The sequence below is a fragment of the Mycobacterium sp. genome (assembly GCF_965229265.1).
GTDB lineage: Bacteria > Actinomycetota > Actinomycetes > Mycobacteriales > Mycobacteriaceae > Mycobacterium.
On record NZ_CBDDIY010000013.1, the window covers coordinates 315,556 to 330,762 of the forward strand.

Annotated in this window: 17 protein-coding genes; 8 read left to right on the forward strand and 9 right to left on the reverse strand. The window is 69.6% G+C overall.

All coding sequences use genetic code 11. The features are described 5' to 3' along the window. Positions 1-103 precede the first annotated feature (103 nt). Complete coding sequence (locus tag ADBZ9K_RS23590; protein ID WP_526624684.1) at positions 104-907, reverse strand: SGNH/GDSL hydrolase family protein; 804 nt, start codon at positions 905-907, stop codon at positions 104-106. A 142-nt stretch (positions 908-1,049) separates the two neighbouring features. Between ADBZ9K_RS23590 and ADBZ9K_RS23595 the strand changes: the two genes are divergently transcribed. After that, entirely contained in the window at positions 1,050-1,619 is a 570-nt protein-coding gene (locus tag ADBZ9K_RS23595) for a TetR/AcrR family transcriptional regulator (RefSeq protein ID WP_526625599.1), read from the forward strand. On the opposite strand, the gene ADBZ9K_RS23600 is transcribed toward ADBZ9K_RS23595, so the two are convergent. Continuing rightward, entirely contained in the window at positions 1,609-1,833 is a 225-nt protein-coding gene (locus ADBZ9K_RS23600) for a hypothetical protein (RefSeq protein WP_526624685.1), read from the reverse strand. The genes ADBZ9K_RS23595 and ADBZ9K_RS23600 overlap by 11 nt on opposite strands. A gap of 115 nt (positions 1,834-1,948) precedes the next feature. Between ADBZ9K_RS23600 and ADBZ9K_RS23605 the strand changes: the two genes are divergently transcribed. Continuing rightward, positions 1,949-3,325, forward strand: a complete 1,377-nt coding sequence (locus tag ADBZ9K_RS23605) for a cytochrome P450 (RefSeq protein WP_526624686.1) — start codon at positions 1,949-1,951, stop codon at positions 3,323-3,325. 49 nt (positions 3,326-3,374) lie between these two features. On the opposite strand, the gene ADBZ9K_RS23610 is transcribed toward ADBZ9K_RS23605, so the two are convergent. After that, a complete protein-coding gene (locus ADBZ9K_RS23610; protein WP_526624687.1) occupies positions 3,375-4,370 on the reverse strand; it encodes a vWA domain-containing protein in 996 nt (331 codons plus the stop codon). Between the two features lie 168 nt (positions 4,371-4,538). Between ADBZ9K_RS23610 and ADBZ9K_RS23615 the strand changes: the two genes are divergently transcribed. Together ADBZ9K_RS23615 and ADBZ9K_RS23620 are read left to right on the forward strand one after the other, a co-directional pair. Further along, positions 4,539-5,549, forward strand: coding sequence for a vWA domain-containing protein (locus ADBZ9K_RS23615; RefSeq protein WP_526625600.1), 1,011 nt, complete (start codon positions 4,539-4,541; stop codon positions 5,547-5,549). Between the two features lie 164 nt (positions 5,550-5,713). After that, entirely contained in the window at positions 5,714-5,959 is a 246-nt protein-coding gene (locus ADBZ9K_RS23620; protein WP_526624688.1) for a hypothetical protein, read from the forward strand. A 1-nt stretch (position 5,960) separates the two neighbouring features. Here the strand turns inward: ADBZ9K_RS23620 and ADBZ9K_RS23625 are convergent, their stop codons facing one another. Then, positions 5,961-6,761, reverse strand: coding sequence for a HugZ family pyridoxamine 5'-phosphate oxidase (locus tag ADBZ9K_RS23625; protein ID WP_526624689.1), 801 nt, complete (start codon positions 6,759-6,761; stop codon positions 5,961-5,963). A 257-nt stretch (positions 6,762-7,018) separates the two neighbouring features. On the opposite strand from ADBZ9K_RS23625, the gene ADBZ9K_RS23630 reads away from it, so the two are divergent. From ADBZ9K_RS23630 to ADBZ9K_RS23645, 4 genes are all read left to right on the forward strand, one after another. Beyond that, complete coding sequence (locus tag ADBZ9K_RS23630; protein WP_526624690.1) at positions 7,019-8,143, forward strand: ABC transporter substrate-binding protein; 1,125 nt, start codon at positions 7,019-7,021, stop codon at positions 8,141-8,143. A gap of 8 nt (positions 8,144-8,151) precedes the next feature. After that, positions 8,152-8,997, forward strand: coding sequence for an ABC transporter permease (locus ADBZ9K_RS23635; protein ID WP_526625601.1), 846 nt, complete (start codon positions 8,152-8,154; stop codon positions 8,995-8,997). A gap of 71 nt (positions 8,998-9,068) precedes the next feature. Beyond that, complete coding sequence (locus ADBZ9K_RS23640) at positions 9,069-9,806, forward strand: ABC transporter permease (protein ID WP_526625602.1); 738 nt, start codon at positions 9,069-9,071, stop codon at positions 9,804-9,806. Then, on the forward strand, positions 9,803-10,855 hold the full coding sequence (locus ADBZ9K_RS23645; RefSeq protein WP_526624691.1) for an ABC transporter ATP-binding protein: 1,053 nt from the start codon (positions 9,803-9,805) through the stop codon (positions 10,853-10,855). Before ADBZ9K_RS23640 ends, ADBZ9K_RS23645 begins: the two co-directional genes overlap by 4 nt. Here the strand turns inward: ADBZ9K_RS23645 and ADBZ9K_RS23650 are convergent. From ADBZ9K_RS23650 to ADBZ9K_RS23670, 5 genes are read right to left on the reverse strand one after another with little or no spacing between them, the layout of a single operon-like run. Continuing rightward, complete coding sequence (locus ADBZ9K_RS23650; protein WP_526624692.1) at positions 10,852-11,781, reverse strand: ABC transporter substrate-binding protein; 930 nt, start codon at positions 11,779-11,781, stop codon at positions 10,852-10,854. The genes ADBZ9K_RS23645 and ADBZ9K_RS23650 overlap by 4 nt on opposite strands. After that, positions 11,778-12,338 (reverse strand): uridine kinase family protein, encoded by a 561-nt coding sequence (locus tag ADBZ9K_RS23655; protein WP_526624693.1) that lies wholly within the window; start codon positions 12,336-12,338, stop codon positions 11,778-11,780. The genes ADBZ9K_RS23650 and ADBZ9K_RS23655 overlap by 4 nt, the downstream gene beginning before the upstream one ends. After that, the gene (locus ADBZ9K_RS23660) at positions 12,325-13,107 is read right to left on the reverse strand and encodes an energy-coupling factor transporter transmembrane component T family protein (RefSeq protein WP_526624694.1); all 783 of its coding nucleotides are present in this window, start codon (positions 13,105-13,107) and stop codon (positions 12,325-12,327) included. The genes ADBZ9K_RS23655 and ADBZ9K_RS23660 overlap by 14 nt, the downstream gene beginning before the upstream one ends. Further along, positions 13,104-14,582, reverse strand: a complete 1,479-nt coding sequence (locus ADBZ9K_RS23665) for an ABC transporter ATP-binding protein (protein ID WP_526624695.1) — start codon at positions 14,580-14,582, stop codon at positions 13,104-13,106. The genes ADBZ9K_RS23660 and ADBZ9K_RS23665 overlap by 4 nt, the downstream gene beginning before the upstream one ends. Beyond that, positions 14,579-15,193 (reverse strand): ECF transporter S component, encoded by a 615-nt coding sequence (locus ADBZ9K_RS23670; protein ID WP_526624696.1) that lies wholly within the window; start codon positions 15,191-15,193, stop codon positions 14,579-14,581. The genes ADBZ9K_RS23665 and ADBZ9K_RS23670 overlap by 4 nt, the downstream gene beginning before the upstream one ends. Positions 15,194-15,207: the final 14 nt, after the last annotated feature.

A 15,207-nucleotide genomic window follows, 5' to 3' on the forward strand; every position in this document is an offset into this window, starting at 1 on the left:
ATCGATACCGGTGACGAAGGACCCTAACGGTAGCCGAAGTGATGTGGATCACTCCAGGTCGCGCTGGTACGGACCGGCCACGCGATCGCGGCATACCGACGCGCTAGGCCATGTGGTGGGCCTCCCGGACCTGCTCCGAGACCGGTTGCAGCACCCCGTATTTCGGCTCCCTGCCGTCCCCGGAGGACCGGCCGCGCAGATGCCGCCACACCCACGGGATCAGCAGGCCGTGCGTCCATTGGGCCTGGGCGTAGGTGCGCTCCCATTTGTTCGCCTGCGCCAGTCCCTCGGTGGGCCGGGCCCAGTCATGGTTGCTGCCGGGCAGTCTCAGTGCCTCCGCGGCCGCCTCGGCGAACAGGATGTGGCCCCTGGTCGAGGCGTGCATCCGGTCGTGACTCCAGGTCGGTGCTTCACTCATCGACGGCGCGCGGTACAGGTCGACCAGCCCGAAGCCGTAGCGGCCGGAGGCTCGTGCGGTGATGTCGTTGATCTGCTGAATCCGGGCGCCGATCAGTCGCCCGACCGGCAGCATCTTGGCGACGTCGGGAAACAGCGTCGTCACCACGGTTGCCCCTGACTCCGCCAGCCGCCGGTAGACCTCGTCGAGATCGGCCAGCGCCCTGGTGAACGCGCGGCCCGGCCGCGTCACGTCGTTCATCCCGATGCAGACGGTGATCAGGTCCGGGTCCATCGCCAGCGCGCGGGGGAGTTGGTCGTCGAGGACGTCGATGACCCGACGCCCGCGCACGGCGAGGTTGGCGTACATCAAGCCCGGATACAAGGAGTCCAGCATGGCCGCGAGCCGGTCGGCGAACCCGATCACCCCGATGGTGTCGTCGCCGTCCCACAGGCCTTCGGTCTGGCTGTCGCCGACGGCGACATAGCGGGAGAAGCCGATGTCCGACATGATCTCCGACTTTAGTGCGGCACAGGGCAGTACGATCGGCACACGAACGGGAAGGTGGGGTGTACAAACGGTGAAGTCGGCGGAGACCCGGGCGTCCGCGGCCCGGCTCGATGCGACCCCCCGCCAGCGGCTCATCGATGCGATGGCCGCAGCCATCACCGATCTGGGCTACTCGGCCACCACCGTCGCCGAGATTGTCCGGCGGGCGCGGACCTCCCGGCGCACCTTTTACGAGTACTTCTCCGACCGCGAAGCCTGCCTGGTGGCGCTGCTGACCGACACCAACCGGCAGGCCATCGACACCATCTCGGCGGCGGTGGACCCGGGCGCGACATGGGAAACCCAGATTCGGCAGGCGGTGCAGGCGTGGATCTCCAACGCCGAGGCGCAGCCGGCGGTGATGCTGAGCTGGATTCGTGACGTGCCCGCCCTGGGCCTGGCGGCGCGTGAGCTGCAGCGGGAGGTCACCGAATCGTTCATCACGATGATCCGGACCCTCAGCGATACTGCGGAGTTGCGGGCCGCCGGGATCGCGACAGTGTCGCGTCAGCGAGCGATCATGCTGATCGGCGGCCTGCGCGAATTGACCGCGGTGACCGTCGAGAGCGGCGGTCGGATGAGCGACGTCACCGCCGAGGCGGTCGACGCCGCGGTCGCGCTGCTCGGTCCGCCCTCAGCGCGGCGGGGTCAGGGCGCAGCGCTCAGCGATTGAGCCAGCTGCGGACTTTGTCCAGATCACGGGTGTAGGCCTCATACATCTCGTCTTCGAAGTACGACGCCCCGCTGATCGCGGCGTCGCCCTGCCAGATCACCCGCACCCGGATCTTCCCTCGGTTGTAGACGTCGGCGCGGGCGGTCTCCTTGCGCTGCCAGCCCCGTTCCCCGCCGAGTTCGGACAGGGTCAGGCGTTCGTCGGTGGCAGCCATCAGTGCATCTCCTCGTGCCGAGAAAGTCGGGTTGTCACCAAGGGTACTGCCGCGGGCCGGGCGGGCGTACGGTGTGTGGTACACCCATGTACCACACCAGGTGAGGAGCGATGCGATGGCGCAGCCGACGACCGACCCCGTACGACTGCCGCCCGGCCCGCGTGCTCCCCGGATCATCCAGGGCATCCGGTTCGTGGCATCGCGCCGCTCCTCGGTCGGCGCCCTGGCCCGCCGCTACGGCCCGGAGTTCTCCCTGAACCTGCCCATCTTCGGCAAGACCGTGCTGATCAGTGACCCGGCCCTGGTCAAAGATCTGTTCACCACGGGGAGTGACCTGGTCGGGCGGGCCACCAACCTGGGCGAGGTGCTGGGCCCGGGATCCACCTTCAGCCTCGACGGCGAGGAACACCGGCAGCGCCGCAAACTGCTGGTCCCCCCGTTCCACGGCAAGCGGATGGCCGGCTACGAGGCGATCGTGGAAGAAGAGGTGCTGCGCGAGATCGCCGGCTGGCCGGAGGGCACCGAGTTCGAGACGCTGCCGTCGATGATGCGGATCACGCTCAACGCGATCCTGCGGGCGGTGTTCGGGGCCGAGGGCGCGGCGTTCGACGAGCTGCGGGAGCTGCTGCCCCGGGCGGTGGAGGTCGGTTCCCGCCTGGTGGTGCTGCCCAGGTCATTCCGTCGTGATTTCGGCGCGCACAGCCCGGGCGGCGCGATGCGCCGCTATCGGCGCCGCTACGACGAGATCATCGACTCCCTGATCGCCGACGCCCGCAACGATCCGGCGTTCGACGAGCGCCCCGACGTGCTGTCGCTGATGCTGCGGGCGCGCTACGAGGACGGCTCGGCGATCTCCGATCGCCACATCGCCGACGAACTGCTGACCCTGCTGACCGCGGGGCACGAAACCACCGCGACCACGCTGGCCTGGCTGGTCGAACGGGTCCGGCGTCATCCCGACCTGCTGGACCGGCTGACCGAGGAGGTCGATGCCGGTGGGTCGGACCTGCAGCAGGCCACGATCTGGGAAGTGCAGCGGGTCCGCCCGGTCATCGATGGGACCTCACGACGAACACGGCAGCGAATTCGGCTGGGCGAGTGGGTGATTCCGGAGAACCACGTGGTGATGGTCAGTATCGCGATGGCGCACGCCGCCGGGGAACGCTTCGAGCGCCCGTCGGCGTTCAACCCCGACCGGTTCGTGGGTGTGGGGGCGGCGCCGGACAACTACGCCTGGATCCCCTTCGGCGGCGGCATCCGCCGCTGCATCGGGGCCGCCTTCGCCAACATGGAGATGACCGTGACGCTGCGAACGATGCTGCGGGAGTTCAGTTTTGCGCCCACCGACGCCGCGGGTGAGCGGTACCACTCCCGCGGGATCGCGAACGCTCCCGGTGCCGGCGGGCGGGCGGTGGTGTACCGGCGCTCGCGGGCTGATTCGCCCACCGAGTCTGCATCCACGGCGGGTTCGGTCGGCGTGTCGTCGCGCTGAGCGCAGACTCGACGGCTGGACGGTTGCTGGGAATGTGCTGCACGGTGCATCAGCCTGGTAGCCGACGATTGAGGAGGATTCCGGCGCCGATGGACAACGCCAACGTCAGCGCGCCGAGGGCCACCCAGCCCGCACTGGCGTCGCCGCGCACTACCTGGTAGCCGATCTGCTGGTCGAGGGTGGAATACACCTGATTGAGCTCGGCCAGGCTGCCCGCCCGGAAGGCCTGCCCGCCACTGAGTTCGGCGATCGTGGCCAGCGACGCGTCATCGGTGGGCACCGGGATCTGCTCGCCGTCGACCGGGACCGTTCCGCTCTGGGTGCCGAAGGAGATCGTCGAGATCGGCACGTGTTGTTCCTTGGCCGCCCGCGCGGCGGTGAATGCGCCGCGTGGCGCCTCCAGATCCGGTGGCACCGTTTCCTTGCCGTCGGACTCCAGCACGATCCGGGCCGGCGGCGGTCCGTCACCGCCGCCCAGCACCGCGCCCGTCGTCGCAATCGCCTGCAGGGCGGTGTATATGCCCTCCCCGGTCGCGGTGCGGGGCTCGGGAACGAGCTTGTCGATCGCCTGCTTGACCTGGTCATGGTCGATGGTGGGCGCTACCAACAACGTTGCGCCGGAGGAGAATTTGACCAACCCCAGGTTGATGCCCGGGGTCAGCTGGTCGGCGAAGTTCTTACCCGCCGCGCGGGCAGCGGCGATTCTGCTTGGGGCGACGTCGGTGGAGGCCATCGACTCGGAGACATCGATGACCAGCATGACGACCGCGCGATTGCGGGGGATCCGCACATCGTGGGTGGGTCCGGCCATCGCGGTGGTCAACAGGGCCAGCGCGGCCACCAATAGGGCCGCCGGCAGGTGCCGCCACCGCCGCGGCTTGCGCCCGGCCGCAACCTGTTCCAGCAGAGGCATATTCGCGAACCGCAGGACGCGCCGTGCCCGGGTTCGTTGAACGAGGACGTAGGTCAGCGCGGCCGCAGCGACGACCAACAGATACAGGAAGAACCACGGGGCGGTGAAGCCCGAGAGTGACAGCGAGTTCACAGCCGATCCAGTCCAGTCTGGCAGCACTGCATCGCGACCACCTCTCAACTAGCGCCGGTACAAAGGACACGTTAGCCACGGTTTCTGATGAACAGCCGCGAGCGAGGATTGGAGCGGAATCGACGTGATCACGCCATGGGACGGGGCGGCGCCGTCCGCACGGTTTCGATGACCATCCCCGGCATCGGAACGCTCACCCTGTCCGGTCTGGCGCATCCGGCGCTGCTGCTGGCAGCGCTGGTGCCGGTCGCGCTGCTGGCGGCCTACACGGCCGTGCAGCTGCAGCGGCGTCGACGGCTGCGCCGATTCAGCGACCCGGCCGCGTTGGGCCGGATCTCACCCCAACGGCCACACCCGTTGCGGCATTTGCCGGTCGTGCTGGCGTCCGCCGCGGTGCTGCTGCTGGTCGTCGCGCTGGCCGGACCGACCCATCAGGTGCGCATCCCCCGCAACCGCGCGGTGGTGATGCTGGTGATCGACGTCTCGCAGTCCATGCAGGCCAAGGACGTCCCGCCGACGCGGCTGGCCGCGGCGCAGGATGCCGCGAAGACGTTCGCGAATAACCTGACCGCGGGCGTGAATCTGGGCCTGGTGTCCTTCGCCGGCAACGTCAACCTGCTGGTGTCGCCCACCCCCGACCACAGCGCCACCGTGGCCGCGCTGGACAAACTCCAGCCGGACAACGCCACCGCCACCGGCGAGGCCATTTTCACCGCGCTCGAGTCGATCCACACCGTGACCACCGTGCTCACAGCCGGCGACGCGACCCCGCCGCCGGCCCGGATCGTGTTGCTCTCCGACGGCGGGGAGAACAGGCCGGCCAGTCCGGACAATCCGCGCGGGGCGTTCACCGCGGCCCGCGCCGCCAAGGATCAGGGCGTGCCCATCTCAACCATCACCTTCGGCACCCGGGCCGGCGTCGTCACCCTCAAAGACGAATCCATCCCGGTGCCCTCGGACGACAGCCAGATGAAGCGGATCGCGCAGCTGTCCGGCGGCCAGAGTTACACCGCCACCACCATCGAGGAGCTCAACCGCAGCTATGGGTCGGTGCTGCAGCAGGTCGGGTATCAGACGGTCAGCGCGCCCGCGGGCAGCGGCTGGCTGCGGCTGGCGGTACTGGTGGCCACCATCGCGGCGTTCCTGGCGCTGGCGGTCAACCGCAATCTCCCGGCCTGACCACCGTCGCCGTGCGGCATAGTCGAAACTGTCGTCATAGAGGGAGAATTCGACGAGTAACCGGCACGGCAACTACAGGCTCGCCGCGGCAGGCGACACCACAGAAGGGTCACCACAATGAATGAGGATGCGAACAGCGCGGCGCGCACCAGGCCCGGTGCCCGATGATCGGCGCCGGTGACGTGCGCCGCCTGCTTGACGCCGACACCGACGCGGTGCTGGTGCTGATCGAGGGCCGGGTGGACGTCGTCGACCCGGCGGCGCTGGACACCGACGGCTACCGGGGCGCGCTGCAGGTGATCACCCGCGCCGAATTGGTCGGGCAGGTCGGCGGTGAGTTGCCCTCGGAGCGCGAGATTCTCGAGCAGGCCGCCGCGCTCGACAGCGCGGTGTCCGAGCTGGGCGGCTGACTCAGGACCGCCGAGTGCGGGCCACCAGATCGACTGCGGCCGAACGCAATTGATCGGCATCGGTGAGCGGCTCGGCGAATCCCGCGCGGGTGTAGGCGACCCCGCGCGGGGTGTCGACGCGAAGGTCGATGCCATAACGGTCGATCCCGGTGCACACCGCCGCCGTGGCGTCGGGATAGCCACCGAGCGCGCGGGCCATCTCCACCAGCGAGTCGGCGTGATCGGCGTTGAGGTGAGCCGCCGCGCCCGCCGCATGCGGGCGGATGGGGTCCGGTGCAGCGGCGGCGTAGTCGCTGCCCGTGGCCGAATCCATCCGGCCATACCCGCCCACCCAGCGCACCCGCTGCACCCGCAGCACCCACACAGCGAAGTCGGAGTAGTCGATGTAGTACTTCGCGGCCGCCACCGCGGCGACATGCGCCTCGCGGGCCGCCCGCAACTCGTCGCCGCCGGGGCGTTCGACGATGCCCGCCAACGTGATCCGACCGCTGGCCAGCGGATCGGACTCACTGGTGGGGGCGACGACGGCCAGGCTGGCCCGCGGATCGCCGGCCAGGTTGCGGCCGTGTTCGGCCATGTGCGACACGCACAGCACCGGAGCCCCACCCAGCAAGCCGTAGGTGACGAAGGAGGCCCACGGGTCTCCGGCAGCGGTCAGCGTGGCCAGTGTCCCGGTGTTGGTCGACGCGGCGATGGTGCGCGCCTCCTCGGCCGCCGACGGCCGCCTCGCCTCGGCGATCTCGCTCAGCGGCGGAGGCACCGACGGGGCATCGCCGGGGTCGCCGTGATCGCGGGATGCCACTCAGGAACCATACCGCGCTCACTGCGTTCGCCGCGGGGGCACGATACCGCGCTCACTGCGTTCGCCGCGGGGGCCCGATACCGCGCTCACTGCGTTCGCCGCGGGGGGCACCGACGGCCGAGCCGGTCCAATGGGCCCAAATCCGCCCCGCACCGGCGGTACTGTCAGACCATCGCGGCGATCTCGTTCACCTTCGCGACACGCTGGGGTTGCCGCGGCGCCACCGCCTCGCCTCCTGCGCACAAGAAGGTTTGATGATGAGAAACGTACGTCTGCTCGCCGTCGTCGCGGCCACCGTCGTGGTCACTTCCGTCGCCTGCGCACCGCCGGAAAAGAAGAGTGGCGGGGAACAGACCAATTCCGGTGTCGCCGCAGCCCAGGCAACCTCGGCGGCCGACTTCGGCGGCATGGACGGCCTGGTCGCGGCGGCCAAGAAGGAGGGCGAGCTCAACGTCATCGCGCTGCCCCCGGACTGGGCCAACTACGGCGCCATCATCAAGGCATTCGGCGACAAGTACGGCATCAAGGTGAATTCCGCGCAGCCCGACGCTGCCAGCCAGGACGAGATCAACGCCGCCAACCAGCAGAAGGGCCGCAGCACCGCCCCGGACGTCTTCGACCTGGGCCAGTCGGTGGCGCTGGCCAACACCGCGTTGTTCGCGCCGTACCAGGTGGCCACCTTCGACAGCATCCCGGCGGCCATGAAGGACCCGAAGGGAACGTGGGTCAACGACTACGGCGGCTATATGTCGATCGGCTACGACTCGGCCAAGGTCCCCGACATGAGCACCGTCGACGATCTGCTCAAGCCGGAGTACAAGGGCAAGGTCGCGCTCAACGGCGATCCCACCCAGGCCGGGGCCGCCTTCTCCGGTGTGGCGATGGTGGCCCTGTCCCAGGGCGGGTCGGCCGACGACATCGCCCCGGGGGTGGGCTTCTTCACCAAACTCAAGCAGGCCGGCAACTTCCTTCCCGTCGACCCGACCCCGGCGACCATTGAATCGGGTCAGACGCCCGTCGTCATCGACTGGGACTACCTCAACGCCGCCGAGACAAAGAAGCTGCCCAGCTGGAAGGTGTTCGTACCGCAGGGTGCGGTGCTGGGCGGCTACTACTTCCAGGCCATCAACGTCGACGCCCCGCATCCGGCGGCGGCCAGGCTCTGGCAGGAGTTCCTCTACAGCGACGAGGGTCAGAACCTGTTCTTGGCCGGCGGTGCGCGCCCGGTGCGGGCCGACGCGATGGTCAAGTCCGGCACCATCGACGCCGCCGCCTATGACAAGCTGCCGCCCGTCAGTGGAACCCCGGTCATCCTGACCAAGGCTCAGACCGATGCGGCGACCAAGTATCTGGCCGACAACTGGGCCAAGGCGATCGGCTGACCGGCGTGGTGGGCCGACGCCTGCGGGAGGCCCTGCCGTTGCTGCCGTTCGGGGCGTTCATCGCGATCTTCCTCATCGTCCCGACGGTGACGGTGATCGTGTCGGCGTTCTATCTCGACGGGGTGTTCTCCCTGCAGCGGATCGGCCTGCTGTTCTCCGGCACCGCGCTGGCCGCGCTGGGCAAGAGCGTGCTGCTCTCGGCCAGCACGGCGTTGATCGGCGCGGTTCTGGGGGCGGTGCTGGCGTGGCTGGTGGTCAGCAGCGGCGCCGGCTCTCCACTGCGCCGCGTGGTCCTGTCGCTGTGCAGCGTGCTCGCCCAATTCGGCGGCGTGGCTTTGGCATTCGCGTTCCTGGCGACTATCGGTCTCAACGGTGTGCTGACCGTGTGGGTGTTCGAACGGTTCGGCTTCAACCTGGCCGGTGACGGGTGGCTGTACTCGCTGCGTGGTCTGATCCTGGTGTACACCTACTTCCAGATCCCGCTGATGGTCATCGTGTTCACTCCGGCGCTGGAGGGGCTGCGCGCCGAGTGGCGCGAAGCCGCGGTCAGCCTGGGCGCCTCGCGCTGGGATTACTGGCGCGAAGTGGGCTTCCCGCTGTTGACGCCGGCGTTCCTCGGTTCGGCACTGTTGTTGTTCGCCAACGCCTTCGCCGCCTATGCCACCGCGGCCGCACTGGTCAGCCAGGGCAGCCCGATCGTGCCGCTGCTGATCCGGACCGCCCTGACCTCGGAGGTGGTGCTCGGCCAGTCCGGCTTCGCCTACGCCCTGGCCCTGGAGATGGTCGTCGTGGTGGCCGTGGTGATGGCGATCTACAACGTGCTGGTGCGACGGACGTCGCGGTGGCTGCAGTGAAGGCGGGCCGGATCGGGCGGGCCACGCTGCTGACGCTGTTCGGCGTGTTCTTCCTGTTCCCGCTCTACGCGATGGCCGACTTCAGCACCCGCAACCTGATCAGCGGCGGGCGCACGCTGCAGGCGTGGAAGAACCTGGTGCAGAACGAGATGCTGTACCGCGCCATCGTCATCTCGCTGCTGCTGGCGGTGTTCACCGTGGCCGTGATGCTGGCGATCCTGGTGCCGACGATGATCTGGGTGCGGTTGCGCGCCCCGTGGGGCCGGCGACTGGTCGAGTTCCTGTGTCTGCTGCCGCTGACCATTCCCGCCCTGGTGGTCGTCGTCGGCCTGCGCAACGTCTACCTGTGGGTGGTGTACTTCTTCGGCGAATCGGCGCTGACCCTGACGTTCGTCTACGTGGTGCTGGTGCTGCCGTTCGCCTACCGGTCGATCGACGCGGCGCTGGCCTCGATCGACCTGAAAACCCTTGCCGAAGCGGCCCGCTCACTCGGCGCCGGGTGGACCACCACCATCCTGCGGGTGGTGGTGCCCAACATCTGGTCGGGCATCTTGGCGGCGGCGTTCATCTCGATCGCGGTGGTGCTGGGCGAGTACACGATCGCCTCGCTGAGCGGATACCAGAATCTGCAGGTGGTGATCGTCGCGATCGGCAAGAGTGACGGGCCGACGTCGGTGGCGGCGTCGCTGGCGACGCTGGTGTTCGGATTCGTTCTGCTGCTCATCCTGTCGCTGGTGACCCGCGGGCGACACCACGAGGTGCCCGTCGCCGCGCCCACGGCGGCAACCACTCGGAAGGGACAGGAATGACCCGCAACGGCGTTGCCGTCGACTTCATCGATGTGACAAGGGTTTACGGCGCGGTGCGGGCCCTGGACGGCTTGACGCTGCACCTCGAGCCCGGTGAGATGGTCGCCCTGCTGGGCCCGTCCGGGTGTGGCAAGACCACCGCACTGCGGATCCTGGCCGGCCTGGACGAGCCCAGCTCCGGTTCGGTCGCCGTCGACGGCCACGACATCACCGCGGTGCCGCCGAACAAGCGCGATATGGGCATGGTGTTCCAGGCCTACAGCCTCTTCCCGCACCTGACCGTGTTGGACAACGTCGCGTTCGGTCTCAAGCTGCGTGGCCGCGACAAGCGCGACCGCACCGAAAAAGCCGCCGACATGCTCGATTTGGTCGGGTTGGGCGCGCACAAACAGAAGTACGCCAGCCAGCTCTCCGGTGGCCAGCAGCAGCGGGTGGCGCTGGCCCGCGCGCTGGCGATCCAGCCGCGGGTGCTGCTGCTCGACGAGCCGTTGTCGGCGCTGGACGCCAAGGTGCGCGGCCAGCTTCGCGATGAGATCCGCCGGGTTCAGCTCGAGGTCGGCACCACGACGCTGTTCGTCACCCATGATCAGGAGGAGGCGCTGGCGGTCGCCGACCGGGTCGGGGTGATGAACCAGGGCCGTCTCGAGCAGATCGCCGCACCCGCCGACGTGTACGCGCACCCGGCGACCCCGTTCGTCGCCGAGTTCGTGGGTCTCAACAACAAGGTTGGCGCCCAGGTCACCGACGGGCGGGCGCATCTGCTCGGGATCTCGCTTCCGGTGGCCGCGGGGTCGATCGCCACCGGCAGTGGGGTGGCGCTGGTGCGCCCGGAGTCGGTGCGAATCACCGTCGACCCCGGCGGGACGGCACAGGTGGCATCGGTGTCGTTCCTCGGCCCGATCTCGTTGGTGCACTGCACACTTGACGACGGCACCCGGCTGGTGGCCCAGACCGCCAGTGCGCACACTGCCGAACTGGTGCCCGGTCTGCGGGTGCGGGTCAGCGTCGAGCAGACCGAGGCGTTGGTGGTGCCGGCCGCGGCGGCTTAGGCCCGGCTGGGGTGCACCCAGTCGGCCACCGCGGTGTCGGCGAACGCGTCGTGCCAGCGGGCCGGGGCAGCCAGGATGCGATGCTGGGCCAGCCAGTGGGCGTAGGGCTCGATCAGTTCCCGGCGAACCGGGCCCCAGTTCCCGTCGTGGAACCAGGTGCCGGCGATGGCCTCCAGTGACCGGGCCAGCACGTCGGCGCTGAAATACGGGGTGACGTTGTGCAGTAGATCGACAGCTTCGTCGGGATGTGCTGCGGCGTAACGGAACCCGCGGTCGCTGACCGCCAGGAACGCGCGCAGCGCGGCGCTGTCCCGCGTGCTGCCCGAACCCGCTGCGAGCACGTAGCTGTGGTAGCTGAACGGCAGTTCGTCGTCCACCCGCCATACCCGCTCTGGCCGGTCCGGGTGCTCACTGAGCAGGATGTCCCACGCCCAGTACGACCCGAAGGTGGCGTCGGCGACGCCGTCGGCCAGTTCTTCGCTGGTCAGTTCGCGGGTGCCGACGTCGACCAGGATGACGTCGTCGGGGTTTGCGCCGGCGCGGCGCACCAGGTCGCGCACCATGGCGGTGCCGCGCGGGGTGGGATTGAGTGCCAGGCGTCGGCCGGCGAGGTCGGCCAGCGTGTGAATCCCGCTGCTCTGCAAGGTCCGCACCGTCTCGAGGCCGCGCTGGTTGACCGCGGCCACCGCCCGCAGCTGCGATCCGCCCTCGACGCGGACCAGCAGCCGGTTGGTCGGCACCACGGCGAGGTCCACCAGCTGGCGTTCGAGGTGTTCGAGCCCGTCGCCGATGCCGGGGTCGATGGTGCGGATCTGCAGATCGATCCCGGCCTCGGCGTACCAGCCGTGGTGGCGGGCCAGGTAGAACCCGGCCGAATTGGGCCAGGGATGGAAGTACTCGAGGGCCAGGGACAGGCGCGTGCTCATGGTGTCGGTTCCTCGGTCAGCGTGAACTCGCCGGCGGCGAGCTGAGCTATCAGGTCGGCGTTGCGGCGCGGGTGATGGCGGGCGATGAAGGCCTCTTCCTGGGCGGCCCACCGGTCCCAGTGCGGGCGGTAGGTATCGCCGTCGCGCTCCAGCGCCCGCCGCTTGCGGTCGGCGTCGTCGGCGTCGACCCAGATCGCCAGGTCGGCCAGCGCCCGATTCTGCGGGGTCAGCGCCCCGATTCCCTCGACGACGAGGCGCTGGTCGGGGCCCACGGTGTGCCAGGATCCGGGGCCGTCGGCAGCCCAATCCCAGCTGCGCCAGCGCCCCGGCTGGCCGCCGCGGCGCGGCGTCAGCAGGTCGGTCCGCAGATGGTCGCTGGCCCACGACAGGCCGTCCCAGCCCGGATAGATGTCGTCCAGCCGGATGATGGCGCTGCCGGGCCAGGCCCGGCACAGCTGGGTGGCCAGCGTCGATTTCCCCGACCCCGACCGCCCGTCGATCAGCACGGTGGTCGCCGCCCGCGCGTGCAGGAGCCCCACGGTCTCATCGAGTGCCAATGAAGTTCCACGCTCCCGTCCCGACCGACACCGACACCGCGGCCACCGCGATCACCACACCCGCACCGATCAGGGCGATTTCGCGCCCGGCCAGCGTCGAGGGCCGGGCCCAGGTCCGCGTCGGGTAGGCGCCGAAGCCGCGGGCTTCCATGGCGGTGGCCAGTTTCGAGCCGCGCCGCACCGCGAACACCAGCAGGGCGAATGCCTGTCCCGCGGTTCGCCGTATCCGTGCGTGGTCGGCGACCCCGCGGGCGCGGCGGGCGTAGCCGAGGTACTGCCAGTCCTGGCGCAGCAGGCCGACGAGGCGCAAACCGGCCAGGGCGCCGAGCACGAATCGGGCCGGGAGTTTGAGCACCTGCCCGAGCCCGTCGGCCAGCTCGGTCGGCGACACGTCGAGGAACAGGAAGACCGACGGCAGGGCGATCGCCAGTACCCGCAGGAACGTCGCAACGGCCAGCGCAATTGAGCCTTCGCTGACCGTGACCAGCAGGAAATGCCAGTGCACCACCCCGCTGGGTTGGCCGTACAGCAGAATGGTCAGCGCGGTCAGCCCGGCCGCCGTGGCGATCACGGAGCTTCGGATCACGAACTGCCGCAACGGAACTCCGAGAACCAGGATCAGCACCACCTCCAGCGCGAGGGCAGTCAGCGCCGACACCCAGTCGACGCTGAGCACCAGTGCGGCGGCGATCACGAACGCGGTGATGAGCTTCGCGACGGGATTGATGGGCTGTGCGGTGATGGCCGCGGTGGACGGATCCGGTGTCATCGGGAGCCTCCTGCCACGGTGTCCCACGCCGGCAGCGCGATGCGCTCATCGGCCAGCGCGGCGGCGAACTCGAGATCGTGGGTGATGGCCACGATCGCGGTTCCGCCGTCGACGACCTCGGCCAGCAGCCGGATCAGCTCTTCCCAGGTCCGGCGGTCCTGGCCGAAGGTCGGCTCGTCGAGCACGATCAGGTCGGGCCGGGTGGCCAGCACGGTCGCGACCGAGAGCCGGCGTTTCTCGCCGCCGGAGAGCGTGTACGGATTGGCCTCGGCCAGCCGGGCCAGACCGAGGCGCTCGAGCAGCTCCTCGCCCAGCGCCGACGTCTCGGCGGAACTGCGGTTGAGGGCCTTGGGGCCCAGGGTCAGTTCCTCGCGCACGGTGCCGGTGAGGAACTGGTGCTCGGGATCCTGGAAGACACTGCCGATGCGGGTGAGCAGTTCCCTGGACCGCCAGCGGATCGGCTCGAGTCGCTTGGGCGAGGGGGCGAAATCGGTGGCCGCCTCGAGCCGGCCCCGGCTCGGGGGGATCAGCCCGCCGAGGGTCAGGGCCAGTGTCGACTTTCCCGCCCCGTTCGGACCGGTCACGACTGTGCTTGTGCCCCGGGATATTTCGAAGTCCAATCCGGTCTGCAGCTGCTGGCCGGAGCCGTAGCCCAGGGACAGCTCCGTGGCGGCCAGCACGGTCCCCGCCCGGGGTGACCCGGCGCGTCGGATGTCGGGTGCCGGGGCTCCGGGAACCCACACCCCGCAGCGCAGCAGGTAGTCGTGCTCGCGGCGGATGATGGCGTCGGGGGTTCCGTCGGCGATGATCTCGCCGGTGGATCCGAGCACGATCACTCGGTCGACGACGGGCAGCCACACCTCGGTGCGGTGCTCGATGACCATCAGGGTGGCCCCGGTGCGTTCCGCGGCGGCGGCGATCGCGTCGCGGACCTCGATGACACCGCCCGGGTCGAGGTTGGCGGTCGGCTCGTCCAGCAGGATCAGCCGGGGGTCCATCGCGATCACGCCCGCCAGCGCCAGGCGCTGCTTCTGCCCGCCGGATAGTTCGGCGGTGTTGTGGTCCAGCGGCACGGTCAGCCCGACGGCCTGGGCGGCCCGGGCCACCCGCGGCCAGATCTGTTCGCGGGCAACGTTGAAATTCTCCATGCCGAAGGCGATGTCGTCGCCGACGCGGGACAGGATCACCTGCGAATCCGGATCCTGCAGGACCATGCCGATCGACGAGCGCTGCCGGCCCGGCGGTGCGCCGTCGACCTGCAGGCGGCCCTGCTCCAGCCCGTCTTCCGCACCGCCGAGGAGTCCGGCCAGACCGTGCAGGAAGGTCGACTTGCCCGCTCCCGACGGGCCCAGCAGCAGAACCCGCTCGCCGGGACCGATGCTCACGTCGAGGTCGCGCACCGCCCAATCCGGGCGGCCCGCGTGCTGCCAGCCCCACCCGGCTGCGGTGATCGCCGCCCCCGCCGCCGATGTCACGGTGTGGTGTGGCTGCGCAACACCGTCCGGCCCGATTCGAATCGACTCAGCGCACCCGTTCGGGCCAGCCCGCGCACCACGTACCAGGACAGCAGACCGGCGATGAGCACGCCGGAGATGATCGCGGCGACGGTGTAGATGGCCGCGAACGAGGCCGCGGAGCCCGGATACCAGAGGATGAGGTCGTTGATGGCCAGCGCCAGGCCGGCGACGCCGCCGGCCGCCAACGCCACCGGCAGGTTCCACCGGCGGTAGAGGAAGGCGGCGAACACCAGCTCGGCGCCGATCCCCTGGACAAGGCCCGATTCCAGGGTCAGCACCCCCCATTGGTTGCCGACGAGCGCGGAGACCGTCGCCGCGACGACCTCGCCGTAGAGCGCGGCGCCGGGCTTACGAATGACCAGGGCGGTGAGGACACCGGCGAAGAGCCAGCCGCCGCCGAGGAATGCCTGCAAGCCGGGCAGCACCGCGCCGAGTGGTGCGCTGATCGGGTTGGACGCGATGTTCCACAGCACGAAGACCAGTCCGGAGGCCACCGCCAGGACGCTGGCGACGACGATGTCGACGACTCGCCATCGCACGGCGGCCGCGGTGCTCTGGGGACCAGCCATGGGGACTCCTTCGT

Bases quoted from the DNA above. Each gene is read 5' to 3' on its own strand.
- ADBZ9K_RS23590 (WP_526624684.1), bottom strand. From the start codon at position 907: ATGTCGGACATCGGCTTCTCCCGCTATGTCGCCGTCGGCGACAGCCAG.
- ADBZ9K_RS23595 (WP_526625599.1), top strand. From the start codon at position 1,050: ATGGCCGCAGCCATCACCGATCTGGGCTACTCGGCCACCACCGTCGCC.
- ADBZ9K_RS23600 (WP_526624685.1), bottom strand. From the start codon at position 1,833: ATGGCTGCCACCGACGAACGCCTGACCCTGTCCGAACTCGGCGGGGAA.
- ADBZ9K_RS23605 (WP_526624686.1), top strand. From the start codon at position 1,949: ATGGCGCAGCCGACGACCGACCCCGTACGACTGCCGCCCGGCCCGCGT.
- ADBZ9K_RS23615 (WP_526625600.1), top strand. From the start codon at position 4,539: ATGACCATCCCCGGCATCGGAACGCTCACCCTGTCCGGTCTGGCGCAT.
- ADBZ9K_RS23620 (WP_526624688.1), top strand. From the start codon at position 5,714: ATGATCGGCGCCGGTGACGTGCGCCGCCTGCTTGACGCCGACACCGAC.
- ADBZ9K_RS23630 (WP_526624690.1), top strand. From the start codon at position 7,019: ATGAGAAACGTACGTCTGCTCGCCGTCGTCGCGGCCACCGTCGTGGTC.
- ADBZ9K_RS23640 (WP_526625602.1), top strand. From the start codon at position 9,069: ATGGCCGACTTCAGCACCCGCAACCTGATCAGCGGCGGGCGCACGCTG.
- ADBZ9K_RS23645 (WP_526624691.1), top strand. From the start codon at position 9,803: ATGACCCGCAACGGCGTTGCCGTCGACTTCATCGATGTGACAAGGGTT.
- ADBZ9K_RS23650 (WP_526624692.1), bottom strand. From the start codon at position 11,781: ATGAGCACGCGCCTGTCCCTGGCCCTCGAGTACTTCCATCCCTGGCCC.
- ADBZ9K_RS23660 (WP_526624694.1), bottom strand. From the start codon at position 13,107: ATGACACCGGATCCGTCCACCGCGGCCATCACCGCACAGCCCATCAAT.
- ADBZ9K_RS23670 (WP_526624696.1), bottom strand. From the start codon at position 15,193: ATGGCTGGTCCCCAGAGCACCGCGGCCGCCGTGCGATGGCGAGTCGTC.